The 26,866-nt window shown below is 38.1% G+C and carries 21 protein-coding genes; 11 read left to right on the top strand and 10 right to left on the bottom strand.

The features are described 5' to 3' along the window. Position 1: 1 nt before the first annotated feature. Together PARC_RS18060 and PARC_RS18055 are read right to left on the bottom strand one after the other, a co-directional pair. The gene (locus PARC_RS18060) at positions 2-1,390 is read right to left on the bottom strand and encodes a HipA domain-containing protein (protein ID WP_010554998.1); all 1,389 of its coding nucleotides are present in this window, start codon (positions 1,388-1,390) and stop codon (positions 2-4) included. Beyond that, complete coding sequence (locus PARC_RS18055) at positions 1,374-1,700, bottom strand: helix-turn-helix domain-containing protein (protein WP_010554999.1); 327 nt, start codon at positions 1,698-1,700, stop codon at positions 1,374-1,376. Before PARC_RS18055 ends, PARC_RS18060 begins: the two co-directional genes overlap by 17 nt. A gap of 405 nt (positions 1,701-2,105) precedes the next feature. Here PARC_RS18055 and PARC_RS18050 point away from each other — a divergent pair, with 405 nt between their 5' ends. Both PARC_RS18050 and PARC_RS18045 read left to right on the top strand, forming a co-directional pair. Then, entirely contained in the window at positions 2,106-3,110 is a 1,005-nt protein-coding gene (locus PARC_RS18050) for a nuclease-related domain-containing protein (RefSeq protein ID WP_010555000.1), read from the top strand. An 856-nt stretch (positions 3,111-3,966) separates the two neighbouring features. Further along, on the top strand, positions 3,967-5,511 hold the full coding sequence (locus PARC_RS18045) for a DNA cytosine methyltransferase (RefSeq protein ID WP_010555001.1): 1,545 nt from the start codon (positions 3,967-3,969) through the stop codon (positions 5,509-5,511). 26 nt (positions 5,512-5,537) lie between these two features. Here PARC_RS18045 and PARC_RS18040 read toward each other — a convergent pair whose 3' ends face one another. Next, entirely contained in the window at positions 5,538-7,259 is a 1,722-nt protein-coding gene (locus tag PARC_RS18040) for an AIPR family protein (protein ID WP_010555002.1), read from the bottom strand. A 47-nt stretch (positions 7,260-7,306) separates the two neighbouring features. On the opposite strand from PARC_RS18040, the gene PARC_RS18035 reads away from it, so the two are divergent. After that, a protein-coding gene (locus tag PARC_RS18035) for an IS3 family transposase (protein WP_096058046.1) occupies positions 7,307-8,487 on the top strand; the annotation gives its coding sequence in 2 pieces (ribosomal slippage) (positions 7,307-7,565 and positions 7,565-8,487; 1,182 coding nt in all). Positions 8,488-8,490: 3 nt separating this feature from the next. On the opposite strand, the gene PARC_RS18030 is transcribed toward PARC_RS18035, so the two are convergent. From PARC_RS18030 to PARC_RS18015, 4 genes are all read right to left on the bottom strand, one after another. After that, complete coding sequence (locus PARC_RS18030; RefSeq protein ID WP_010555520.1) at positions 8,491-9,816, bottom strand: hypothetical protein; 1,326 nt, start codon at positions 9,814-9,816, stop codon at positions 8,491-8,493. Beyond that, positions 9,816-11,336: an ATP-binding protein gene (locus tag PARC_RS18025; protein ID WP_010555519.1), complete on the bottom strand. Its 1,521-nt coding sequence runs from the start codon at positions 11,334-11,336 to the stop codon at positions 9,816-9,818. Before PARC_RS18025 ends, PARC_RS18030 begins: the two co-directional genes overlap by 1 nt. A gap of 509 nt (positions 11,337-11,845) precedes the next feature. Continuing rightward, positions 11,846-12,994 (bottom strand): HNH endonuclease, encoded by a 1,149-nt coding sequence (locus PARC_RS18020; RefSeq protein WP_010555518.1) that lies wholly within the window; start codon positions 12,992-12,994, stop codon positions 11,846-11,848. Beyond that, positions 12,991-13,587, bottom strand: a complete 597-nt coding sequence (locus PARC_RS18015; RefSeq protein WP_010555517.1) for a class I SAM-dependent methyltransferase — start codon at positions 13,585-13,587, stop codon at positions 12,991-12,993. Before PARC_RS18015 ends, PARC_RS18020 begins: the two co-directional genes overlap by 4 nt. A gap of 338 nt (positions 13,588-13,925) precedes the next feature. Between PARC_RS18015 and PARC_RS18010 the strand changes: the two genes are divergently transcribed. The 6 genes from PARC_RS18010 (at position 13,926) to PARC_RS17985 (ending at position 19,889) form a co-directional block, all read left to right on the top strand. Next, positions 13,926-14,666: a substrate-binding periplasmic protein gene (locus tag PARC_RS18010; protein WP_010555516.1), complete on the top strand. Its 741-nt coding sequence runs from the start codon at positions 13,926-13,928 to the stop codon at positions 14,664-14,666. Positions 14,667-14,673: 7 nt separating this feature from the next. Next, complete coding sequence (locus tag PARC_RS18005; protein ID WP_010555515.1) at positions 14,674-15,414, top strand: substrate-binding periplasmic protein; 741 nt, start codon at positions 14,674-14,676, stop codon at positions 15,412-15,414. 293 nt (positions 15,415-15,707) lie between these two features. Then, positions 15,708-17,306 (top strand): ABC-F family ATPase, encoded by a 1,599-nt coding sequence (locus PARC_RS18000; protein ID WP_010555514.1) that lies wholly within the window; start codon positions 15,708-15,710, stop codon positions 17,304-17,306. 514 nt (positions 17,307-17,820) lie between these two features. Beyond that, positions 17,821-18,564, top strand: coding sequence for a ferredoxin--NADP reductase (locus PARC_RS17995; protein WP_010555513.1), 744 nt, complete (start codon positions 17,821-17,823; stop codon positions 18,562-18,564). A 251-nt stretch (positions 18,565-18,815) separates the two neighbouring features. Beyond that, positions 18,816-19,559: a nuclear transport factor 2 family protein gene (locus PARC_RS17990; RefSeq protein ID WP_007583507.1), complete on the top strand. Its 744-nt coding sequence runs from the start codon at positions 18,816-18,818 to the stop codon at positions 19,557-19,559. A 9-nt stretch (positions 19,560-19,568) separates the two neighbouring features. Further along, positions 19,569-19,889: a hypothetical protein gene (locus PARC_RS17985; RefSeq protein ID WP_010555512.1), complete on the top strand. Its 321-nt coding sequence runs from the start codon at positions 19,569-19,571 to the stop codon at positions 19,887-19,889. Positions 19,890-19,992: 103 nt separating this feature from the next. Here PARC_RS17985 and PARC_RS17980 read toward each other — a convergent pair whose 3' ends face one another. Further along, complete coding sequence (locus tag PARC_RS17980) at positions 19,993-20,961, bottom strand: IS30 family transposase (protein ID WP_096058078.1); 969 nt, start codon at positions 20,959-20,961, stop codon at positions 19,993-19,995. Positions 20,962-21,324: 363 nt separating this feature from the next. On the opposite strand from PARC_RS17980, the gene PARC_RS17975 reads away from it, so the two are divergent. Continuing rightward, a protein-coding gene (locus PARC_RS17975) for an IS3 family transposase (protein ID WP_096058077.1) occupies positions 21,325-22,871 on the top strand; the annotation gives its coding sequence in 2 pieces (ribosomal slippage) (positions 21,325-21,784 and positions 21,784-22,871; 1,548 coding nt in all). Positions 22,872-23,185: 314 nt separating this feature from the next. Here the strand turns inward: PARC_RS17975 and hemH are convergent. After that, positions 23,186-24,205, bottom strand: coding sequence for a ferrochelatase (gene hemH / locus PARC_RS17970; RefSeq protein ID WP_010555238.1), 1,020 nt, complete (start codon positions 24,203-24,205; stop codon positions 23,186-23,188). Between the two features lie 74 nt (positions 24,206-24,279). Continuing rightward, positions 24,280-25,608 (bottom strand): response regulator c-di-GMP phosphodiesterase, NosR family, encoded by a 1,329-nt coding sequence (gene nosR, locus PARC_RS17965; RefSeq protein WP_010555237.1) that lies wholly within the window; start codon positions 25,606-25,608, stop codon positions 24,280-24,282. A gap of 200 nt (positions 25,609-25,808) precedes the next feature. On the opposite strand from nosR, the gene PARC_RS17960 reads away from it, so the two are divergent. Further along, positions 25,809-26,762, top strand: coding sequence for a sensor histidine kinase (locus tag PARC_RS17960; protein WP_007583514.1), 954 nt, complete (start codon positions 25,809-25,811; stop codon positions 26,760-26,762). Positions 26,763-26,866 lie beyond the last annotated feature (104 nt).

Below are 26,866 nucleotides of genomic sequence, written 5' to 3'. Positions count from 1 at the left end.
TTTAAATAAATGCATCCATATTTGGTAGTTGTATTATTTGCTCACTCAGCTTATTTGCAGCTTTATTAATTATTTTTATGCACAAATCAATGTGTGCTAATTCAGCAGTAGACAAGTTATTTTTAACAGCAGAAACTTTAGCCGTATCAATTGCAGCTAATACAGAGTCAACAGTTTGACTCATAAGTAGTTGCATCCGTGGTAGTGAAATAGCAAATTCATCAGCAAAATCAGCTAACATGTAAGCTGTAATCTCATTAGTAAAATTGCCTGCACTTTGCGAATTATGCTCACCCACTGACATAGCATAACACCTTGATATTTTGGGCTGTAAATAGCCCATATCACGGTCAATGCTTCCCTGCTCAATAATAGCCTCTATATTTACCAAGTCGTAAAACGGCGTAAGCTCTAAACCATTTTTACCAACAAAAAAACTAATGTTTTTGCCATGAGCATCGTAATTACGTACTAAAATATTAAATGTCATCCAACGAATAAGCTGAGCCTCATACGCTTGTACATTCGTTGTTTTAACATTAAATAGTTTTGCAAAAGAAACGCCATCTCGAATATAAATACCATCCCCATCATCACCATGCTGACGCTCATATTTATAAGAAGGAGGTAAATTAGTGGCTTGGCAACCATCAATAATATGACGACGTAATACACGGCTTTGATCTTGTGTAACGCGCCTATCAAAGCGATCTATTACAAATACTCTTATATCTGCGTAAGTGCGCAACTCAACATGGGGAACATTGAGCCCCGACTCTTTTGCCAAAAGCATGGTAAAAAGTTCATTTACTGCAATGAAAGGAGCGGTACCTGTTTCAAATTTAAAAATTTTATTAGAACATAGCTCCCCTTCACCAAATCCTAATTTACTATCGATTTCGAGTAGGTTTAGTTTGTCTTGAACGCCAGCAACAGAGAGCCGAGTTCGGCCATCCCAATGAGTAATTGACTCGCCAACTTGTACAAAGCGTTTAAGTTTTTGGCTTAGCTCGTCACTAGTCACTTCACGAAAAGATGTTTGCTTTAAAGTACTGTTACTTGCTCTAAACGACAAAGCACCTGACGTTTCCTCGCCAATTACTTTAATCAAACCAAACGTATTATTTTTAGAGATAGTAGTACTACTTATAATTTCATCAAGACCTTTGCCTTCGGGTAATAAGTTTTGTAAATAATTACGCACAGCACGCGAGTCAAAATCACCATTGAGCGGTAAGTGTGGTGAAATAGCAAAACCCTTACTAATCCACTCAGGCTCATAGGTAAATGCAATTTCATTTTCAGAGCCTATATCAAGAGTTATCGCACCTATCTTCTGCGTATGCCCAATAAATACATCTAAGCTATTTTTTTTAATACCACTGCTCATCGCTCACCTCATCGTTGTTATTGTGGTGCGACTCGTCATCACTAACAAGGCTAAACGACAACCCCAAGTATTCCATCACTTTGAGTACATTAAAAAACTGCACATTAACATCACCTTTTTCTATTTTTATCAGCGTAGGCTTTGAAATATTAAGTGCTTGCGATACATCAACCAATGTAAGCTTCATGCCTGTTCGCTTTGAAGTAATCGCTTTAGCGAGTCGCACCGACGAAAACGGCTTTGATAGATCAGGCATTTCAGTGCGTTTGACAACTCTTCCAAGTGTTTTTTTTGCTGGTAATTCGCTCATCAAAGGTCAACCATAGTTTACTTATGCTATTTATTTTAAGTTAGCCTACCCAAAAGTCAAATATAACTTACTTTTAAGCTTGAACGTATATTTACTGCCTATAAGTAAACTTTACCTTACTTATAGGAAGTGAAATAAAACACGACCCCATAAGTAAAGCATAAGTTACTTATGGAAAGTTAATGACATTTTGAGCTTAATAGCCAAGCTAAACACCTGTAGGCGCCCAGCTTGCTCGCGCGAAAAGCGTAGCTTTTAAATTATAGGTGGGAGTTTATCTCGCGCGAAAAGCGTAGCTTTTAAATTGTAGGCGGGAGTTTATCTCGCGTTTTTTGAACTTAAGCAGTATTCTTATTCGGTACTTCAATGATATTCTAAGCAAATACATGATTGAAAGGACGCCTCATGATTCTAAAAGATAAAACCCTCATCAACAGCAACTCAGCTAAAATACAAGCAGGTCAAAAGCAAGAACTCGACGTTGCTTTTTATTTACGCCGCGCCTTTAAAGATCATAGTCAGGTATTTGTGTTTAACGATGTGAAATTTAAACACAATGGCGAAACCGCACAAATAGACCATCTAATCGCATACACCTATGGCTTTATTCTGATCGAATCTAAAAGCATTACAGGGGAAGTAACGATTAATGAGCATCAAGAATGGAGTCGCAGTTATCGCGGCAACTGGCAAGGTATGCCATCGCCAATAAAACAGGTTGAATTACAACTAGAACTATTAAAAAGCCTAATGCGCGACAATGCACCAAACCTACTCACTAAATTATTTGGCAAGCTGCAACAGGGTTTTGGTGGCAGAGAGTGGCATAGTATTTGTGCCATATCGAGCAACGCCATTATCAATCGAGAAAACACACCAAAAACAATTGAAGATCGATTAGTTAAATCAGAATTTATAACTGATAAATTACTTGAAATAATGAAGCTTCCTGCGTCTAAACCTAATGCGCTTCATCTTTTTACAACAAACGTTCGACCTTGGTTCAGTGAAGAAACACTCGATAGAATTTGCCAGTTTATTTTAGAGCAAAATATATCACCTAACTTACAAGAGCCTTCATATGTACCTGCAGAGATAAGCGAATCAGAATCTGTTTACGATGAGGCTTTAATAGCGTCTGAGCAAACCAATACTGAACAAGTAAAACCTAAAAGTGATCTAATCAAAGAGATAACATTAGCTTGTAAGCAATGTAATAGCGCGACCAATTTGCAACCTCTTTCTGGGCGCTATGGCTACTTTGTAAAATGCGGTAATTGCAGTGCAAATACACCAATGAAATCACCATGCTCTGAGTGCTCAAGCACCAATACTAAAACAAGCAAACGTAAAGAAAATTACTCTTTAGTATGCAAAGATTGTGAGATAAGTACGCCTATTAAGCTTTAGCATTTGTAGGTGCGATTTTACATCGCGCTTTCTCTTTAGTAACTAGCTCATTACCCCAATCAACAAGCAAAGCCCGCCTAAACACCTGTAGGCGCTCAGCTTGCTCGCGCGAAAAGCAAAGCTTTTAAAATAATTTACTTATATCGCATTGGCGATGGCAACCAAAGAAAGACAAGCGTCGGTCTCTCTTTGGAATCACACGACGCCCCTCAATTTCACTTATCTTTAAACACTAAATTAATATGAACGTAAACGCGATGAACGCACAACTTTCACATCCCTGTACGCTGCCCAGTTCGGGTATCCCTACCCTCTCGTTCAAAACTACGTTTTTCACCCATTTGCAAGCATCGCTTTCCTCGAATCCATGCGAAGTAATTACTCACTAATTATGTGTTTGCAGGTGAAGTTGAAGGGGGAAATGTCTGAGCAGCGGCCTTAAAATTTGCTGTAGGCGCCCAGCTTGCTCGCGCGAAAAGCGAAGCTTTTAAAGTAATTTACTTATATCGCATTGGCGATTGCAACCAAGGGGCGGATACCGCCGACCACCCCTTGGAACCCCACAGCGCCCCGAGGATCACATTATTTCCTCAATTTAAATTAATGATACGAGCGTAACCAGCGTAGATAGGCCATCCATGGCCAAGCTACGCTTTTAAAAGCATCCATGCTGTTAATTACTCATCATTAATTAAATTTCGGGTGTGATCACGGGGGATTGCCTTGGCTAATGCCTTTAAATTTAAATTAGTGCTGCTAATTTGTTCTATTAGTAGTAGTGCTACTATTTAAAACTTTAAGACCGTGTATAAGCCTGGTATCATCCTACGTCATTAAATTATTTAGTAGTAAAGTTATGGAAAACGGTGAAATTCTTGTCATAGATTTATTCGCAGGCCCGGGTGGTCTTGGCGAAGGGATTTCAGCAGCCCAAACCTCAGATGGTAAATCGCCTTTTCAAATTGGTATTTCTGTTGAGAAAGATTTCCATGCCCATAAAACTCTTACTACTCGTGCCTTCTTTCGATCACTCAAAAAAAGATCACAGCCATTAAATAATTATTATAATTATCTGCATGGAAAAATTACACGTGATGAGTTGTTTGAACTTCACCCCGATATTGCAACAGAAGCCAATCAAGAAACTCTCAATGGTGCTAAAGAACTTGGCAAAGATAATAAGCTGATTCATAAGCGTATTAAAGAGCTTGTAAAAGACCATAAAGGGCCAAAAGTACTAATTGGTGGGCCTCCATGCCAAGCTTATTCACTTGCAGGGCGTTCTCGAAATGCTGGGAATAAAAGTTACATTGCAGAAGAGGATACTCGCCACTTTTTATATAAAGAATACTTAGAAGTAATTTGCCTAGCGAAGCCTGATATTTTTGTGATGGAAAATGTAAGAGGAATACTTACAGCAAAAGTTAACGGCCAAGTCATGTTTCCACAAATATTAGAAGATTTGCGCAGCCCTGGCTCAGTAACAAAACACAAAAAAATTCCAAAATATAAAGTTTTTTCATTAGTCGTTGATGCTGATAATCCAGAAGACCCACAATACAAAGATACAGCTGATTTTTTAATTCGTTGTGAGCAATACGGTATACCTCAAGCTAGGCATCGGGTAATTTTACTTGGTATACGTGAGGATATTAAAGCCCCCCCAGAAATACTAAAACTATGCGAACACCAAGTTACCGTAGAACAAGCTATTAGTGACTTACCAAATTTACGCAGCGGCTTTTCAAAACAAAAAGATAACGCAAAAGATTGGGAAACAGCTGTTACTAAAAATGCAGCTAAGTTAAAGCGAATTCTGAAAAAACAATTTGACCCAGAATCAGCAAATAGCCTAAACCTCGAACCAAAAATCGGGTTGTCTAGAACAGAAAGTGCATTAAGCGGCAAAACCCCAACCATGCCAGAGTCACTAAAAGCCTGGTATATAGACCCTAACCTAAACGTGGTGCTAAATCATGAAACCAGAGGCCATATGATTGATGACTTACTACGTTACTCATACTGTGCTGCATACGCACAAATCCAAGGTTTATCACCTAAATCTCGTCATTTCCCACAAGAACTAGCCCCGGCCCACGCTAATTGGGATACTGGTACACATTCAGATCGTTTTAGGGTTCAAGTAGCAGATAAGTACGCTACTACCGTAACAAGCCATATCTCAAAGGACGGCCACTATTTCGTACATTACGATCCGCAGCAATGTAGAAGTTTAAGTGTCCGTGAAGCAGCACGCTTACAAACATTCCCTGATAACTACATTTTTGAAGGGACGAGAACTAACCAATATGTACAAGTAGGGAATGCTGTGCCGCCGTATTTGGCTTTCCAAATAGGACAAGCAATCTTGAAAGTACTTAGCTCTTTAGTCTTAAAGTAATCTGTTATCACCTTATAGCACCATACTTATAATGAAATAGTGTATTTCTTAAAGATAGATAATGTACTGCTTTTTTTAAATAAATTTTGAATTTCTGTACATTCCTTAATTGACTCCCATAATTCAGGTTTTTTAGAATATTCATTAAAGTCTTCACTGGCAGAGTATTTTTTTATTAACTCATTCATAAGAATCATGAGCTCTTTTAAATATTCTTGTAATTCAGTATCAATATCTTCTTCTTTCCATATTCTTTCTAAATTAAAGCTTTTTCCTGATCCTGAAGCATCGGTATAAATGTACAACACTGATAGTGTGTATGGAATAACAGCAGCCCGTAATTGACCCAGGGAGTTCTTACCTTGGCCATAAATTTTTTCCATTCGTCTAAATAAAATAATTTTAGCAATCAACTTTTCATAGAACTCTCTATCAATTTGAACTTTTTCTGTAGCTTCTTCTTCAGACTCGAGCATTTCAATGAAGTGCCTAAAAATTTTTTCTCCGCCTTTTTTTACTAAATGAGGTGAGTTACCCCAAGCAGAGTAATACTTTGCGAGTTCCATATTTGTAAAGCGACGCTCTCTTGGGAATTCTTTTTTTAGGCGATTACCATTAGAGCCTGCATGTCTGACTTTAGTTAAAAACTCTCCCTTTGCTCGTTCAAAAAACCATCTAAACCCGCTTGGCGTTATTATGCTATCGCTCAGCGACTTTAAGGTTCTCAACTGTGGACTTTTAGAGCGTAAATCCACATTTGATACACGAGATTGCGTGTTGGAAAACTGACTAATATTTGAGATTAAATTGTCTAAATCATTTTCAGCAACATTTTTAGCAACATTAATTTTTGCCATTACCTTAACTTTACTGATATCTAATCCCTCTTTATGTGAAAAATATATTGACGCTGTTGTTTGTCCACCGTTAACTATCTGGAAATCAGTTAAAGCTTCTAAGTATTGAGATTTTTTATAGGGCTTAATGATTGCATTTGTGGCGGTAACAGTTAAGCCATTATTAAATGCAATAAATTGTTCTGGCTTGGTTCGTATTGTTTCTTTGATCCCTTTATTTACTCCTTTAAACTGTAAAAAAGAACGAACATTTTTTTCCAATAAACGACTACTGTATCGTTTATATAATCCCGAAATGACTTCAGCATCTAAAACGCACAAGTATGATGCAAAATTTCTCTCGTCCGCAGCTTGAATAACTTCAATCCGTTTTTTGAAATCGCGAGTAAAGTTAATAGTTAGTGGTTCCCGGTTGCCTCGAGACTCGATTACGCTAGCTAAAAAGTTCAAGTCAATAACTTTCTTTAAAATTAAGATATCTTTTGTTATGGAAACATTATCTTTTTCATACTTAACTTTCAAAAAATCATCTTCGAAATGGACTTTTCGAGGCTGTATCGACTCTCCTTTATTTGAAACAGTTGCTGTTAATGTGAGTAAAAATATTTCAACTACATCAAATTGCTCAAGTCCCTCCTCGGAGTTAATTTTAGCAATAAGGGACTTAACTACACCGTCAGAATCTTGAACCTTATCGCTTAAAGTCCCCTTTACAGAAAGATTTAAAAACTTAACAGCTTTTTTAAATTGTCTTTCATAATCAGCCTTCAACGATACGCACAAGTCTTGCTCAGCTGTTGTTTCATCTAAAGATGACTCATCTATAATAAACAGCTGTAACCTTTCCTTAGATTCATTGACTGTAGTGGTACAGTGATTTTGGCCACCCATTAAGAAAGAAATGTTATGCTATTTGCATACAAATTTGGGTGAAAAAAATGACAAAATTAAACCGTGCAACGTACTCCGCTGCAATCAAATTAGAAACGGCTCAACTTGTAGTTGACCAAGGTTATACACAAGAAGAAGCAGCCAAAGCGATGGGTGTTGGTAAATCAACCGTAAGTAAATGGGTTGCTCAATTAAAGCAAGAACGTAATGGCCAGTCACCATTGGCTTCACCAATGACACCCGAACAAATTGAAATCCGTGAACTTAAAAAGCAAATCCAACGCATTGAATTAGAAAAGGATATATTAAAAAAGGCTACCGCTCTCTTGATGTCCGACTCCCTGAACAATTCTCGTTAATTGAGAAATTAAATCAACGAGAGCGTTACCCAATTAGTGTGCTATGTAGTGTATTTAATGTGCATCGTAGCAGCTATAAATACTGGGCTATACGGGATACGACACCGACACCAGAGCAAGTAAGGTTAGAGGCTGAAGTTAAAGCCATACATACAATGAGTGGGGGCTCAGCAGGTGCGAGGACAATCGCGGCAATCGCAACGAATAACGATTTTGAATTAAGCCGTTATCGTGCTGCTAAGCTAATGATTAAATTAAAGCTAGAAAGCTGCCAAGTACCTCAACATTCATATAAACGCGGCGGTAATGAACATCTTGAAATCCCAAACCTGCTTGATAGGCAGTTCGATGTTGTTGAACCGAATACCGTGTGGTGCGGTGATGTTACATATATTTGGATAGGCAATCGCTGGGCTTATTTAGCGGTCGTTATTGATTTATTTGCGCGTAAAGTTGTGGGTTGGGCAATGTCATTGTCGCCGGATTCTAACTTAACGCTAAAAGCGCTTGAGTTAGCCTACGAAAGCAGAGGCAGACCAAGTGGGTTGATGTTTCACTCAGACCAAGGAAGCCATTATACGAGCTTGAAGTACCGCCAACGTTTATGGCGCTATAAAATCACACAAAGCATGAGTCGACGCGGAAATTGTTGGGATAATGCGCCAATGGAGCGATTTTTTAGAAGCTTTAAAACAGAATGGATGCCAAAGGTTGGATATGGGAATTTTATAGACGCTAAATATAGTGTGAGTGATTATATCAACGGATATTACAACAACGTTAGACCGCATCATTATAATGCTGGTTTAGCGCCAAATGAATCTGAGATTAGATACAAAGACTCTAAAACTGTGGCCAAATTTTATTGACCACTACAGATCGTCTTCATCAAATACTCTGGTTGGAAATTCAGAGATGTAGTCATCAACTGGAGAGGCTAGTAATGGGATTTTTTCCCCTTCAGCTTTATTATCAATAACCTCTAGGGTTTCAAAGATCTGCTTTGCACCAATATAATTGCTTGGTGAGTTCAACAAATAGATGAAGTCTTCAGGAAAAATATTATCAACCTGCTTCAAGAGTTTTTCTCGGTTTTCACCTTTATCTTTATATTTTATCGGCCAATCTTTAGTCGGCTGTTCATTCCTATCTTGAAGAACATTAGCAAATGGGGTAGCGGTATAACCTAGGTAAGACTTTTTATGGAAAAGGTTTAGAAGAGCTCTAATGTGGCCATTTATCTTCGATGCATATTCATGTCCTTTGGAACCTTCATTATTTAGAGAGGCATTGTCGGCCTCATCATCGATAATTAAGAATGGGATATTAAGTTGCTCTTTCCCTTTATCCACATAATCACTTAACCAAACTATTAGATTTTTAAGAACACTTACATTTTTCTTACATACCAAAATATTAGTATGATTTAGAGAAAACTCAGCGTCGACTAGGCTTTTCTTAAAGTCTGAATTAACAGATGTAACGGAAACTACTTGCTTAACTTCAGAGTTACCTAGTTGACCAAACCTAGCTATGTTGCCAACACCTTTCTTACCTTTTTTCCCTGATTCTTCGTCGAGACCTTCACCAATGACATCACTTTCAATCCTTTGTTGAGTTTGACTTCTCAAATCCTCCATTATCCCCGATAATATGATAATTAAACCGTAGCCGCTATCTACAGCACGATTAATAACAGCATTAAAATTACCCGTTTTGCCTGACTGAACTTCACCGACCACGAGCCCTTTTACATAAAACTCGTCTGAAGAGGATGGATCTCCAAGCTTACTGATAATATCTTCACTTGAACGACTAGTTTCGTTTATTATTTTTTCAGAACGACCGGTCTTTTTTAAGAGCCTCAAATAGCGCTCGGTATAATTCCACTTGATAGCGTCCTTTCTTCTTGAAGTTAACCAAGATTTATTCTTAGTTTTACTTAGAGAGTCAGCAGGATCTATTTGAGTCGGGTTAATAGATAAATACTCTTTCCTCGCAAGATCAAAGTAACTTCTTAAAGAAATATCATCTACAATAGGTAAACCAATCATTGGAGCCATTATTGGTATATTTACTTTGATTTTTTCAAATATAGCTTCAAAATCACTCAATAAAATATTATTAGTATCAGATAAGTTTTCGGCCAAAGCATTAATCATCTTTTTTATTTGTTCTACATACTCATGAGCAGACATTATTTAACTCCTTCTAAAATTTTTATAACCGCTTGCGGAAGTGAATCAACATTAAAACCAAGCTCTGGAATTACAAACTTGTATATGACCTCAGGATCAATACCTCGCATAACTAAGTCCTGAATATTAATGAGAAGCTCTTCCTCAGAAAGACTTCTTGAAATAGTAAAGTCTTGATTTTCATGTGTATTTCTTATTTTGTTAATGCGGGTATTAACCATAGACAAAAGCATATTGAGCTTTGCTGATTGCTTGTTATCTAATTCAGAAAATAAGCTTTTAATTAATTCAAACCCTTTGTTAATTTCTAATACTGGACCTTTACTGGAAGTCCTTCTTTCAAACAAATGAACGTGGGAAGTATCTTTTGGTTCGTTAAACTGTCTTATTCCACGATTATAAAATTCTTTTTCTGCTTCTTGTTTCAAGTCATTTATATAACCTTGAAAAGCATTTTTTAACTCATGGGGAATAATAACTTGTGATTTTGCCACGTTTAAATGAAGCAAATGATCAGCACTGTTACCTATTTCTACCTGTAATCGAGCTAATTGAAGGCGAGGCGCCTTCTTTATTAATCCATTCCAACCACCAAACAAGATTAACCTATCGGCTCTGTAAATATAAATGCCCTCCATATCCATTAGGCTACGATTTTTTGTAGCCCATATAGACAATCCCTGATTAGCTTCTTTGATACTTCTAGAAGGCAAGATAAAACCCTCTATCTTAATGGAGTCATCCCCGAACTTTCTTTTTCTAAACTCCAATGATCTAAAATCATTCTCTTTAATTGGAAATGGGTTAAATGGTTTTAAGACTTGATTATTAATTCTAATTTGAAGACTTTTGCCTTGCTTCTCCATAAAGCGGTGAAAAACTAAACTTAAGTGTTCTGAAATTATATCTACTTCTTTAAATAGTGCATTTTCACGGTTTTTTTCTTCTAGATACTGCTCAAATTTGTACAACCCTTCCCAAACAATAATTGTGTTAGCTTCAAAGTCAGGGATTGCATTAATACGAGAATGACTAATATTTATATACTGTTCTAAAATATCGACAACATCTTCATAAGAATTAACTAAAAGGTTCCATTTATTGTTTTTAAGTAGTTCTAAATCCCAAGTTCTAGCAGAAAATGAGACCTCCCCTCTAGGTCTTGATATGGTCGTAAATTTTCTAGTCTGGGAGAAGGAAGCTGTTTTCATTCCTAAACCAAACCGACCAAGGTCTTTATTAAGCCGGTTTACATCAGGTGATTGGCTAGGAAATTTCATACAGTTTTTTAATTGGTTTTCATTCATCCCTTTACCATTATCTGCCAGAAAGAGTTTAAATGGCTCACTTTCTGTATCAATTAAAATTTCTATTTTGTCTGCATCAGCAGAAATAGAATTATCAATCAGATCAGCTATAGCAGCTTCAAAGCTATAACCTTGTTCGGAAATCGATTTAATTAGATATTCCGGATTAGGGGTAACATCTTCAAAGCTACTTGCAAAAGAATGTTTTCTCATAAAGTCTTACTACTATAAACCCTAGGTCATTTAATATTATTTTTTACTCTAACGTGTAAAAACCAATCAAACATGTACATACACCAATCTACCAACACACTCTCATTCCCCGTGATCACACCTGAAACTTAGTTGATGATGAGTAATTTACAGCATGGATGCTGTACAAAGCGTAGCTTGGCCATGGATGGCCTATCTACGCTGGTTACGTTCACATCATTCACGTAAGTTGAAGATAAAGTGTGATCCTCGGGTGCGCCGTGGGATTCCAAAGGGCGGTCGGCGGCAGCCGCCCTTTGGTTGCCATCGCCAACGCGATATAACCTCGAATAGAGGTTTTTAATCCCTTGAATACCAAGCAAAAAACTTATGAGCGCGATATAAAATCGCACCTACACATTAATTACACCGAAGTTTAAAAGCTTCGCTTTTCGCGCGAGCAAGCTTTGCGGCTACAACCCAAAGCGCGAGATAAACTCCCGCCTACAGCACGAACTACAAATTATGTATTACACGTCATACCTTGGCTTTTCTTCCGCTACTAAATCCAGCCCAGCACTTGGTTGCTGATATTTAAAACCAGCCGCCTCTTCAAAATAACCTTTCTTTACCCATAACTTTGCACTGTTAGCCTGTGCAACCTGATATGCCCAATTACTGACTGCCAGTGACTTATCTGAATCACAATAAAAGTAAGGTTGGAGTTTATTGGCGATTTCGGCTTTATGAGTATCGAGGTTTTGTTCTAGCCAGCGGTCGCGGTGAGCGAATGCTGCGAGGTGGTCTCGCTTATTGTTATTACAATCAGCATGCGCAGCAACAAAGTTATGTGCTAAGTCGTTTGGATAACGCTTAAACGGGATAAAATGATCGATCTCTGGTGTTTTTTTAGTTTCTTTTTCGTTTTTTAGATTCATTGGCTTTTGGCAATAAAAGCAAAGCCCTTTTTGAATATCAATAAGCAGCGGCGCAACTACTTTTAAAGCAGTTCTATTAGTACCAAATAAAAACTCTTGTAGCTGGCTTTGCGATCCCAATAACGTTTGATTCGCTTTTATTGTTTGTACTTTTTCTACCCATTCAGTAACACTAAGATGCACAACCAAATCGTAAAAACGCCTAAAACACTGAGCAATACCTACATTTAAAACAATTCGCTTTGGCTCTCTGCCTTTACCTAAAAGTGTATGAGGATATAAAAAGCACTCTTCTTTTCCCGAAAGTAACTGCAAGCGCCAAAGAGGCCCATCAATAAATGTACGCCGTAATGAGCTTATTACTTTGCTGTATTGCTGATCATTTTTGAATGCGTTATAACTTTTAATACCTGCATTTTGCAGCTTAAATATCTCGGTAATGAACTTTGCTTGGCCTAAGCTATTTTGCTTAAGTAACATATCTTCGGCATTGGTTATTATATCTGTTGTACCCAACGCATAGGGCACCGAGTGATTCCAATACAGTTGAATAAACTTATCAACCAGAGTGTCGATTTCAATTTCCATTGGAGCAGCGGGATTACTATTTTTATGCTCTACACACACATCAGCAATTGCATGTAACAATGCATATTTATAAGTAGCTGTGAATTCACCTTCGACCAACATTCGCTGAATATATGCAATAAAGTCGAGCTGTTGCTGCATTGCTCCAATCATAAAACGTGCACTACTTTTATAAGCGCATTTAGCCACACTTCACTTTCGCGCTCTGGTCGCTTGTCAACACTTTGCCATTGTTTAATAGCTTTTAACTGCGTATTGCTAAGTAAATGCGTTAAAGAATTTTCGGTTAAATCGGTAAATTCACGACCATTATGCACACGCTCTGTATCGCCATATTTGAACGAAACATACAAAACGCCATTCGGTTTAAGCGCACGTTGTAGGTTTAAAAACACCTGCGGTAACTCAGCCTTTGGAACGTGTAATAAACTAGCACAGCACCAAATACCGTCGTATTGATTTACACAATTTAGCTCTTGGAATGTTTTAATCGCTACAGGTTGTTGTAAGTAACTGCTTGCCAACTCTGCCAGCTCTGGGCTTGCATCAAACGCACTTACAGTAAAACCCTGCGCTTTAAAAAAAGCGGCATCGCGCGCACTGCCACAACCGGCATCTAAAATACTCCCGTGCTGTGCAACGTGCGGTAAAAACTCAGCATAAAGCGCCGACATATCAACGTTTAGTGTTGAGTCGCTAAAGGCTTTGGCATTTTGGTTGTAATAAGTAAGTGTGGTGTTTGACACGAGACTCACCGCTCCTTGGCTAATCGTTTAACAGCTAAGGCACTGTTAATACTGCATTCATTATTTGTTTAATCTACAGGAACAAGCACATTAAATATAGGCTTAATAAGTAGAAATTTTTAAATTAATACGCCATTGTTATTAAGCACTGATGTTGAGTGATACATACGCAGTATAAAATATAAAATGCAATACCCCCCCTTCTATAAACACCTGCATACTAGGCGTTCTCATAATTACGGATGGTTTTTACATATTCATACAAACCCGCGCCGCTAAAATACAAAAGCTGGTTTATACTGTTGTAATAATGAGCAAAATAATAACTATGAGGCGTAATGAATAAATTAATTACCGTATTTTTATGTTTGCTGTTTACGGCCCCATTTAATGTATTTGCTTGTGAGAGAACCTTTAGCGTGGCATCGCACGATGCTTTTTGGCCGCCTTATGTAATGGGTATTAACGGTAAACTGCAAGGCTCGGAGGTTGATGCACTTAACATTATATTTGCTGACTCCCCTTTTTGTTTTGAAGTTAAGTTGCTACCAAATTCTAAGCGGGCTTTTATTGAGCTTAAATACGGCCGTATTGATTTAGAGTGGGCTGCAAGTTATACAGATGAGCGCGCTAAATATGTGCACTTTAGTGATAACTACCGAACTGAAGTTATGCGTTTATACGAAAACAAAAATAATCAGCATAGCGTTAAAAACCTCGAAGACATTTTTAAACAAGGCTTTATTGTTGGCGCTAACTTTGGAAGCTACTACGGCGAGGAATTTGAGCAATATAAAACTAAATATAAAAAGCAGATTGAATACACCAGTGCAACCAGTAAACGCTTTGAAATGCTTAATAAACAACGTATTGATTTTGCTATTGAAGACGAGTTAGTGGGTGCTTATTTTGGCCAAAAGGGCTCAAATATAAAATTAGTAACCAACATTGAGTATGTAAATAAAGACGATATTTATTTAATGTTTAGCAAAAAAACGGTGTCGGTTACTGAGCTTGCAGTAATTAATGAGCATATAAACAAAAACAAAACAGCACTTAATGCGCTATTTAAATACTAGGAGTGTAATGAAAACTTTATTTTTAACATTTACTACACTGCTATTTACTCACTTTAATGCCCTTGCGTGTTCAAAAACATTGGTAATGGGCACTAACGAAACTAATTGGCCGCCTTACCTTGTTAAGCAAGGTGATACATTTTTAGGCACAGAAGTGGATGCTGTAAACGCTATTTTTAAAGATTCAAAATTTTGTATTAAATGGACTTATTTCCCGAGTTTTTCGCGTGTTCAAGCTGAGCTTAAAAATGGCCGAGTAGATATAACTTACGCGGCAAGTTACACAAAAAAACGCGCTCAATATGCGCATTTTAGTTTGCCTTATCGCGCAGAAGTTATGCATCTTTATAAACATAAAGACTCGCCTGATGTAACAAGTTTACCTGAGCTTTTTAGTAAGGAGTTTACAGCTGGTATTAACCGAGGAAGCTTTTTTGGTAACGAGCTTGAACAACTAAAAACTAAGTATTCAACACAGGTAGTGCTTACTGCTCAAGCAAATAATCGATTTAGCATGCTAGATAAAAAACGAATTGACTATGTTATTGAAGACTCTGTGGTTGCGCAGTACTTTGTAAAAAAACACCCCTCAATTACGCAGGTAAAGTCTATTACACCGATTAACGTTAACAATGTGCACTTTATGCTAAGTAAGGAGTCGCTAACACTTGATGACGTGGCGACCGTTAATCAATTAATTACTAAAAATGCGGCTGCTATAAAGTTAATTTATCAACCTGTGCATTAAAGCATGGGCAATAACTTAGCTCTTTGACTGCAACACTTCTTTAATATTGCCTGGCGTTAGTGCTTATTTACATTCCCCGCTGTAACTAAGCACCACCGCTCACGCTAAAAATAGTGACTTAAAACCGAGAATTGCCGTTATTTTTACTTGGTTATAAATTAGCTGCCTTTTATCTTTCATTCGTTGTGGCTGATCTGTATAATTCGCCAGCTAATTTACCCTATTGTCTGGTTCTTGTTTGTGGCGTATTGCTGCAGCGTACTCCTGTCAGTACTAATCTAGGATTACCCTTTTTGATCTCCACCGCAAATATTACGATGCAGTTTGGCGCAGAGCCGTTGTTTGAAAACATTTCAGCTAAATTTGGTAACGGTAACCGTTACGGTTTAATTGGCGCTAACGGCTGCGGCAAGTCGACTTTCATGAAAATTTTAAGCGGTGCGCTTGTTCCAAGTGCGGGTAATGTATCTATTACTCCAGGGTTGAAATTAGGTAACCTAAGCCAAGACCAGTTTGCTTTTGAGCAATACAGCGTTGTAGACGCGGTAATTATGGGCGACGTGGAGCTTTGGAAAGTAAAGCAAGAGCGCGAACGTATTTACTCGTTACCAGAAATGAGCGAAGACGACGGCATGAAAGTAGCCGATCTTGAAAGCGTATTTGCTGAAATGGACGGTTACACGGCAGAAAGCCGCGCTGAAGAAATTTTGCTTGAAGCGGGTATCGATAAAGAATTTCATTACGGGTTAATGGCAAACGTTGCTCCAGGTTGGAAACTACGTGTGCTTTTAGCACAAGCGTTATTTGCAAATCCTGACATTTTGCTACTGGATGAGCCTACCAATAACTTGGATATTCATACAATTACGTGGCTTGCTAACGAGCTTAACAAACGTAAATGTACGATGATTATTATTTCCCATGACCGTCACTTTTTAAACTCGGTATGTACACACATGGCCGACATTGATTACGGCGAGCTGCGTATTTATCCTGGTAACTACGAGAAGTTTTTAGATGCTGCGGGCCTACAACGCGAGCAACTTTTAGCTGAAAATGCTAAAAAGAGTGCTGAAATTGACGAGCTACAAGACTTTGTTAACCGTTTTGGTGCTAACGCTTCAAAAGCTAAGCAAGCGAGTTCGCGTGCTAAAAAAATGGATAAAATTAAGCTTGATGAAGTTAAATCTTCAAGCCGTATGAGCCCATCACTTTCGTTTGACGAAGGTAAAAAAATGTATCGTCAAGCGCTTGAAGTTAATAAGCTTGGCCATGGTTTTGATGGCGAAACGTTATTTACTGGTGGCGACTTACTACTAGAAGCTGGCGCTAAGCTTGCTGTAATTGGCGAAAATGGTGTGGGTAAAACTACATTTTTACGCTGTTTAGTAGACGAGCTTAAAAGTAATGAAGGCGAAATTAAATGGTCTGAAAATGCGACCTTTGGTTATTGCCCGCAAGACAGCACAAAAGATTTTGAAAACGATTTAACATTGTTTGATTGGATGTCGCAATGGCGTACAGCTAAGCACAACGATTTAATGGTTCGTGGCATGTTAGGCCGTTTGTTGTTTACAGCAGACGATTCAAACAAAAAAGCGCGTAACTGTTCTGGTGGTGAAAAAAACCGCCTGTTATTTGGTAAGTTAATGATGCAAGACGTTAATGTGCTTGTTATGGACGAACCAACTAACCACATGGATATGGAAGCCATTGAAGCGCTTAACAATGCGCTTAAAGACTTTGAAGGTACGCTTATTTTTGTAAGCCATGACCGTGAGTTTGTATCGTCATTAGCTACGCGTATCATTGATATTAAAGATAAAAAAGTAATCGACTTCCAAGGTACGTTTGACGAATACCTAGCAAGTTGTGAAGAGAAAAAAGCGTAAACTTTTTCTAATTGCTTATAAAAACGGTGCTAAATTTAGCGCCGTTTTTTTATGTGTGGAATTTGAGTTTAACTATAAAATTAATTAACAAAGGCTTAAATAAATAATTCACTAAGAGGTTAAGAGACGCTACGCTTTTAGAGTCAGTGATAAAATACTCATTTCTGGCTTGGTTCTTCTCATTTACTCCTCTTTGGCTTCTCCTAGTGCAATAGTTTTTCAAGTAAATAATTCACTAATGGTGATATAAGACGCAGCGCTTTTAAAGTGAGTGATAAAATAAAAAAGCACTGTTTTTTTGACTTTATTTTTCTTAGTTACTGCTGCTTCGCTTTTCCTTATGCAATTAATGGCTCTTATCGCAGAGCTAATTATTCACATTATTTTATTGGTAAATACTGCATACATCACTGCTTTAAATCGAGTCATATTCTCCTGTAAGTCTTTGTCGCTTAATGCTAATGTTTATGGAGTGAGTTATTTAAAACTTTAATGGCTAAACCAAGAGGTAACTATGTCTAATTGGGTTGAAGCAACAGTAAAAAGCGTAATATGGTGGAGCGAAACGCTCTTTAGCTTAACCGTTAATGCTAATGTAGAGCCTTTTAAAGCAGGGCAATTTACAAAGCTTTCAATAATGGATGGCGACAAGCGTATTGCTCGGGCTTATTCATATGTGAACGCCCCTGAAAACCCCGATCTTGAATTTTACCTTATTAACGTTATTGACGGTTTGCTTTCTCCTCGCTTAGCCACATTACAACCTGGCGAAACCGTATTAATAGAACAACACGCAACTGGCTTTTTTACTCTTGATGAAATACCACAAAGCGATCAGCTTTGGATGTTAGGTACTGGCACTGCCATAGGGCCTTTTTTATCAATATTGCAACAGCCCGATGTATGGAAAAAATACAAAAGCATAAACTTAGTGCATGGTGTACGTTTTAATAACGATTTAAGCTATCAGGCACTTATTAACGAGTTATTAAGAGTGTACCCAGAACAACTCAACTATATTCCTGTTGTAAGTAGAGAAGAGCCATTACAAGGCTTAAGTGGCCGGATTACTAACGCTATTGAGAGCAACGGCTTGTTTGAACATGTAAAATTAACCCCTGAGCCTAGTAACGCGCAATTTATGATTTGCGGAAACCCACAAATGGTAAAAGACACAACCGCGCTACTTCTCGATAAAAACTTTACGCGTAACCGCCGCAAAGCACCCGGTAACATTACTGTAGAGCAGTACTGGTAGGCTACAGTGGTGGTATTAACTACCCGATAACGTTAAAATTTGCTATGTTGCATCCTTATACCAATATTATCAAAAATATGATCATTCTATCGCATTAAATAACTCACTAACTGCGTTAAATATTATTCATATAGAACAACTATATGTCACAATTTTCGCCTTGTTATTGTGCTATTTTCTTGACGCTATAATAGATCGCTTATTTAATGTAATTGGTATTACACGTGTTTAGTGTTCATTTTAGGAAAGTTATGAAACCGTTATCTATTATTTTTGCCTCGTTAATTACCACCGTTGCGCTTATTACTTACGCCGCAGAACAAAGCGAGCCTGAGCAAAAAGAGCAGCAAGTTGAAGCTCAAGCAAACGCTGAAAAACCAAAAGTTGAAGATGAGCAATCAGTAACTCAAGTCAAAGCTGACGACAAAGTAAATACGCTTGAATACAAAGCACCTGAGCTTAAAAAGCCAACAATTGATGCGACTAAACCAGACGATTCAAAGGTATTGGGTAACGAGCAGATTAAACCTACTGAAAAGCCTAAAAATAAAATAGAAAAAGCAGTGGCTGTAGCCGAAGCTGAAAAAGCAGTTACGCAAGCAAAAGAAGCGCTGACAGTTAAGCAACAAACTAAAGCTAAGCAATCGCGTGAATCACTTGCGGTGGTTGAGCAGTTAGTTAAAGCATATAACGCGCGTAACATTGAAGAGTTTCTTCGTGTATATGCCGAAGATGTTGAGTTTTATATTTTCCCTAATGAGCTATTATTTAAAGGTAAAGAAAAACTAATAGAACGTTATGGGCTAATGTTTAAAAAGTTAAAGTGTATTCACTCATCACCAATTAAGCGCATAGTGCACGGTGATATAGTGATTGATCACGAACTATCAGAAACCTGCTCAACTGACGAAAAGGTAGTTGATAAACGCTCAGAACTGATTTCGAGTTACCAAATTAAAGATGGAAAAATAGTACGCGTACTGTTTTTTAGATAAAGGCTTTATATGCAAATAAATGACGACAAAAAAATTCGCTTAATGTATCGCATCGAGCCCGGTTGCCTTGGCCCTAAGGGTGCTGAGCATGTTGAAGATTTTTGTCGTTTTGCAAATAAACATATTAAGTCACCATTTTATGGCCAATTTGTATTTTTACCTCGTTACGATAAAGCCATAGACGAGCGACAATATAGCGTTAACAGCCGTAATTTATCTCTTGTGCAGGCTCGAGCTTACTTAAAGCACTTTGATATTAATATTGAAGAATTTGAAGAACAACTCGACGAGCTCCTCACTAAAGCGATTGATTTATACTTTAAGCGATAGCGTTTAATTGCTGTTGCTTAGGTATTCTTCCCCTCCGCAATACGTTTTTATTTTAATTATTATTAAAAATATAACGCGGATTCAAATCTGAAGTGCATAACGTTTAGGCGGCTTTAGCCGCCAAGTGATCCTGCATCAATTTTGCAGGCGTTTCAAATCCAAGTGTCTTCCTCGGACGATTATTAAGTTGCTCAAGTACGGGTATAACTTGTGCTGGTGTTACCGCCTTAAAATCTGTGCTCTTCGGCCAATACTGACGTAGTAATCCATTCGTGTTTTCATTCAATCCGCGCTCCCATGAGTGATAAGGGTGAGCAAAATAAACAGGTACACTTAAAGCCTCTGTGATTTGCTCGTGATAAGCGAACTCTTTTCCATTGTCAGCTGTGATGCTATGAAGCGCTGACCTATATGGCCTTAATAGTTCTATCGTCGCCGCAGTGACGGCTTCCGCTGTTTTTCCTGCCACCTGAGTTGATACAGTGAATTGGGTAACCCGCTCTACAATGGTAACAAGGGCGCCTCGATGACCTTTGCCTATGACGGTATCTATTTCCCAATCTCCGATACGGCCTTTCTCATCAACTATTTGTGGGCGATCTTCAATGCTAACGCGATTTTTTATTTGCCCTCGGTTTGTTTTACCATGACTGCGCTTGTGATATTTCTTACCGTGTCGGCGCAGATGTAGGTATAACTCACCACCTGCTTTTTTATCTTCCCAGATATACAGATAAATGCATTCATGGCTGACAGACCGTTCACTTTCTTTGCGTAACCATCCCGTTATTTGTTCAGGACTCCACTTCTCATTAAGCTTCTGGGTAATTAAAGCTATCATTTCAGGTGTCATCTTAAGCGGTTTTCTTACACTTCTTCGGCGAAACAAAGCCCGCTCATGAGCTTGTTTGTGTCTGTAACCTCGCTTACCTGTATTTCTAGAAAGCTCTCTTGAAATCGTAGATTGCGATAAATTAGTTAGCTCAGCAATACTTTGTTGCGTAAAACCGCTTTTCTTTAGAACGGCGATCTGGCATCTTTGCGCATAGGTCAGTTGTTTGTAATGTCTCATTGTAAAATCTCTTGCCGGAGAAAAAGCAGTTAGCTTATGAGCAACTGACCACTTAATCTAGCCAAAACAAGTTATGCACTTACAATTTGAATCTAGGGAAGTAATTTCTTTCACAAAGATAAAGTAATCAGTAATAACTGAGAAAAACCAGATCGGCCAATATGTATCACTTACTTTAAAAGCGCAGCGCCTCTTAACCTCTTTGTGGATAATTCGCCCTTTAAAAGCTTCTATTTGCACAATGAGAAGTAAAAGAGGAGTAAATGAGAAAGCAAAAAACAGTATTTTTATGTTTTATCACTACTCTAAAACCCCCTGTGTCAGGATAGTTGTCGCCTCTAACTTTTAATAGAGGCAGATAAAATGAGACGTCGATTTACACAAGAATTTAAAGTTCAAGCTGTTGAAAAAGCATTATCTCAATGTGATGATGTTCGCCTAGAAGATATTGCACTTGATTTAGGCATCGGTTATTCAACCTTGCAACGTTGGATAGCGCTTGCTAAAAACCATGAACTTGAAACGGACTATACAGGCAGCCAAATGACATCAGAAAAACGACCACAAGACTGGGATCTTGAAGAAAGACTTAACGCAATTATTGAATGTGGACGTTTGGATGACACAGCCGTTAATGAATACTGCCGTAGTAAAGGGCTTTACCCACATCATATCGAGCAGTGGAAGAAAAATTTTGCTAAAGGGCCTTCAACGAAGCCCGTAAAATCAGACAGTAAACAGCTCAAACAAGAAATTAAGCAGCTTCAAAAAGAGCTTAATCGTAAAGACAAAGCGTTAGCAGAAACAGCCGCCTTACTCGTACTCAAAAAAAAAGCCGATGCGCTCTGGGGTTTCAACGAGGACGATTAACCAGCTCAACTGAGCGTCATGAATTGATAAAGCTCATTACCGACGCGCAGAAATCAGGGGCAAGGCAAGAAAAAGCATGTGAGTTACTTGGTCTAACGGCAAGAACAATTCAACGCTGGATTGAAGCTGATGATATGACAGATAAGCGAACAAGTACGATAAAGCGACCACCTAACAGGCTAACTGAATTAGAGCAACAGCGTATAATTAAGACTGTTAATTCAATAGAATATGGACATTTACCACCCAGCAAGATAGTCCCTAAACTATTGGATAAAGGTGTGTGGATAGCATCAGAAAGTTCGTTCTATCGTGTTATGAAATCGCATAAATTATTAACACACAGAGAAAAAGTTAAACCAAATAAAAAGATAAAAAAGCCAAAAGCACTCAGGGCAACACGTGTAAACGAAATTTATACATGGGATATCACGTATTTGCCAACAGCTGTTAAAGGTCAGTTTTTATACTTATATTTAGTGATGGATATTTATAGTCGAAAAATAGTTGGTTGGCAGGTTCATGACACACAACTAAGCACACTGGCGGCTGATTTAATGGTAGATATTTGCAGGCGAGAGCAGGTAAAGCCTGAGCAAGTCACACTGCACTCGGATAATGGCAGTCCAATGAAAGGGGCAACGTTATTAGCGACATTGCAGGAGTTAGGTATTGTTCCTTCATTTAGCCGACCGTCTGTGAGTAATGATAATCCTTATTCTGAATCGCTATTTAAGACGTTAAAGTATCGCCCGGAATACCCTGAGAAAGCCTTTGAAAGCATGGGTAGCGCAAGAAAGTGGGTTAGCGGATTTGTTGATTGGTACAACGATGAGCACTTGCACAGCGGTATTAAATTTGTCACGCCAAACCAGCGTCATTTAGGATTAGATAAAGCGATACTAGCGAAACGTCATCAGGTAAATGAAATGGCGAAATTACAGAACCCAAGTCGTTGGTCAGGAAAATCTCGAGATTGGACAATGATCAATGAAGTAAATTTAAATCCAGAAAAAAAAGAAGCAATGCGGGCGGCATAAAATTTAACTTGATGCGACAACTAACTTGAAAAACTCCGAAAAGCGCAGCGCCTCTTAACCTCTTTGTGAATTAATTAGCCCTTTAAAAGCTTTTATTTGCACAATGAGAAGTAAAAGAGGAGTAAATGAGGAAGCCAAAAACAAAAACAGTATTTTTATGTTTTATCACTCACTCTAAAAGCGCAGCGCCTCTTAAGCTCTTTGTGAATTAATTAACTAAATATTTTAAAAGCCCTAAAAACAAAAAAAGCGGTGTTAATTTTAACACCGCTTAATGCGAAATATATTTAGCTATATACTTTAGTAAGCTTGGGTTACAACATAGGTTTTATAACATCAAACACAGCTTCTATATGGTCGTCTCTGTCGTTTAGTGCCGCTATGTAACGGTACTTTTTGCCGCCTGCGTTTTCGAATATTTCACGATTTTCGCCTTCTAGCTCTTCAAGTGTTTCTAGGCAGTCGGCGCTAAAAGCTGGGCTGATAATGGCTACATCGGTAATACCCTCATCAGGTAGGGCTTCAAGGGTTGCATCGGTGTAAGGCTTTAACCACTCGGCTTTACCAAATCGACTTTGAAAAGTACTAATTACTTTGTCTTTATCAAGGCCCAGTTTTTCGACAACTAAACGCGTGGTTTGTAAACATAGGCAATGGTACGGATCGCCTCGCTCTAAAAATAGTTTAGGCATACCGTGATACGAAAAAACAATTTTTTGTGGCATACCATTCGCTTCTAAATCCTCACTAATACTATTAGCAAGTGACTCAATATAACGGGTGTTTTTATGATAGCCATTAATAAAGTGCAGCTCTGGCACCCAGCGCCATTTACTCAGTACGCTTGATACAGCATCGAACGTTGAACCCGTGGTTGGGCTAGAATATTGCGGATACATTGGCAATATAATAATACGCGTTAAGCCTTTATCACGAAGCTCCTCAAGGCCGGCCTCTATTGAGGGATTACCATAGCGCATAGCCATTACCACTTCAGTATTGGTATAACCTTGTTCTTTTAATAAGATATTTAGCTTTACGCTTTGTTGGCGAGTAATATGAGTAAGCGGTGAGCCATTTTCGGTCCATATACTTTCGTATAATTTAGCCGAACGCTTAGGGCGCACACGCAAAATAATGCCATGTAAAATTATCATCCATACTAGGCGTGGTATTTCTACAATGCGTGGATCTGATAAAAACTCACGTAAGTATATACGAAGCGCAGCAGCTGTTGGTGCATCAGGGCTACCTAGGTTAGTAAGCAGTATTCCCGTTTTTTGGTTAAAACGCCCATCATGGGGATTGTCAGTAACCGCAGAAAATCGCGACACAGAGTGCTCCTTCAAGCAAATTCAATAATGTATTTTATGCACATTGTAACGAAAAAAACTGCCGTTTAGATCAATCATTTAGCAGTTTTAACCATAATTCTAAATGGGGCTGGTTTTTTAGATTCTAGTTGCTGCAGTTTTTCTATTGATTTACGGCTAAATACATGACCTTTAGGCAGCAACATTATACCCGAATGGCTGTGCAGAGCATGGCCGAGTATCATTTGCTCTTTAAGCTCATGGGCATTACAAATTAGTACTGATCCTGCGATACTTTTTTGTTCGTGTAGTTTTGCATGGCTTGCTTCAAGCGCACGAACTATTTTAGGGTGGTAAAACGAACCACTATAAAGTTTTACACTTTCGAGTGCATCCTCATGGCGCTGCTTTTCATCGCTTGCATTGCTCTGCTCAAACGCATCCCAATAGTCGCGCGCTAAACCTAATACCATAGCCCCTATCGGTATGTCGTTTCCAGCAAGGCCTTTGGGCATTCCATTTCCGTTAAAACGTTCAAACTGATAATAAATAGCATCCGATAAATCGTGTAAATGTATTGCTGGCATTAGCATTAATTGTGCTGTACTTGGGTGAGTATAAAAGGTCTTACGTTGTTGCTCATTTAACCGATTTAGCGGTTTTTTATAAAGTTCAGGGTCCATAGCAAGCAAACCTATTTGTGCTAAATAACCCGCCATTGGGGCAAGATCAATGCTTTTTTGCGATAGGTTTAAGTAAAGCGCTATTTGTGTGCAGGTATTTGCAATATTTTGTGCTTTATTGCCATCAAGGTAAGGATTTGCATTAACAAAATTATATAGCAGCTCAACGGTCGATTTGTGCTCTTGTTTTTCGCGTTCGTTGGCGTCTTCAAGCTTTTTTAAAACTTGTTTGATTTGTAAGGTACGTTTTTCTACTCGTTGCTCTAACGTGTTGTTTAGCTCAAGTAGTTCTTGGTTTTGTGCCTTAACTTGTGTTTCTAATTTTTTGTTTTGCTTTTTTAGCGCAAATTTTTCTAGGCTATCTTTAATGCTTCGAAGTAATAAGTCGTTTTGCCATGGTTTTTGAATATAACCATTTATTTGCCCTTGGTTAACAGCCGCTAGGGTTGTTTGTATATCGGCGTAACCGGTTAATAAAATGCGTTGAGTGTCGGGTGCCAGCGCACGCGCTTTTTCTAAAAACTCGGCACCGTTCATTACTGGCATCCGCATGTCGCTAATAATTAAACCAAATTCATGATTTTTAAAAAGTGTTAGTGCGTTTTGCGGATTATCGCAAACAATAACCGTTAAGCCATTTACTTCAAGTAGTCGTGTTAACGTACGTAGTACTATTTCGTCATCATCAATACAAAGTACATCAACCTGATTCATTGGTGTGTTTGGTGTTGCTTGAGTCATTGCGCCGCCTTTAAATTACTTCTGGCTAAATAATAGCTTAAAAAAACATCCGTGACCTTTTTATGCTTACCTTTTATATAGAGTAGAAGTCACTTAATGTGGTTATTATCTATAAGTAGATAAATGCTCACACTAAAGTTGCAAATTTACATGTAGACGACTAAACGTTAAGTATAAAGTTATCTATATGGATGAAAGGAATGAATGGATCAGATGGTAATTTTGAACGTGCTTTTTTAAACGAACAAAAGCTGCGCTTGGCCGCAGAACAATTACTCAAAGATAAAAGCACCGTTTTAGTTGCCATAAATAATGAATTACAAAAAAAAGTAGCCGATTTAGAACACCAGCAAATGCTGTTTGTGCAAACCGAAAAAATGGCAACCTTAGGAACGCTTTGTGCAGGCGTAGCCCACGAAATAAATACCCCGCTTGCCTATGCAATGAGTAATATAGAAAGCTTACAAAATTCTACCCCTTTGCTCATCACGTTGCTAAAACTTAACGAGCAATACTTAAACAACGAAATTAAAGAGAGCCGTTTTAAACACGAAATAGACATACTCAATTTACAGTATCCGTATGCGTGGCTTTATAACAATTTGCAGGGACAAGTTAACGACAGCGTTGAAGGACTCAAACGAATAAAACAAATTGTGCATGACTTATTAAACTTTGCCCACCCCTCCTCCTCGCAAGATAAGCAACTAACCGATGTAACAACGGGTGCTAATAATGCTTTAAGATTATTAAGTAACAAACTCAAACTATGCGAGATAAAAACGCGGTTTGAACCACTACCACTTATTTGGTGCAATTTATCGTCAATTAATCAAATTTTTGTAAATCTATTAATGAATGCTTGGCAAGCATGCGAGCTTGATTTAGAAAAAGGCTGCATTATTGAGGTCAATATTTTTGAACTAAACACAAATATCTGTATTGAGGTAAAAGATAATGGCTGTGGAATGAGTGAAGACACAATAGCGCATATGTTTGACCCTTTTTATACAACAAAAGAAGTTGGTGAAGGTACCGGTATGGGTATGACACTTGTATACGCTATGGTGAGCGATCATGGCGGAAAAATAGAAGTTAACAGCACATTAGGGACAGGTACGACCATCCGCTGCCTATTACCTTTAAAAGCGTAAACTAACGAACAAAATCACAATGTAAATAAAAAGTTAACAGATCTTTTTTGAAGTTTAATGCCCTTGCAGCATGTATTTTAATCGATTAAAGGTGGTTTTTTCTT

It is taken from the genome of Pseudoalteromonas arctica A 37-1-2, from assembly GCF_000238395.3.
Taxonomy (GTDB): Bacteria; Pseudomonadota; Gammaproteobacteria; order Enterobacterales; family Alteromonadaceae; genus Pseudoalteromonas; species Pseudoalteromonas arctica.
The sequence above is the reverse complement of the archived record's forward strand: the minus strand, read 5'-3'. Positions and strand labels throughout refer to the sequence as shown.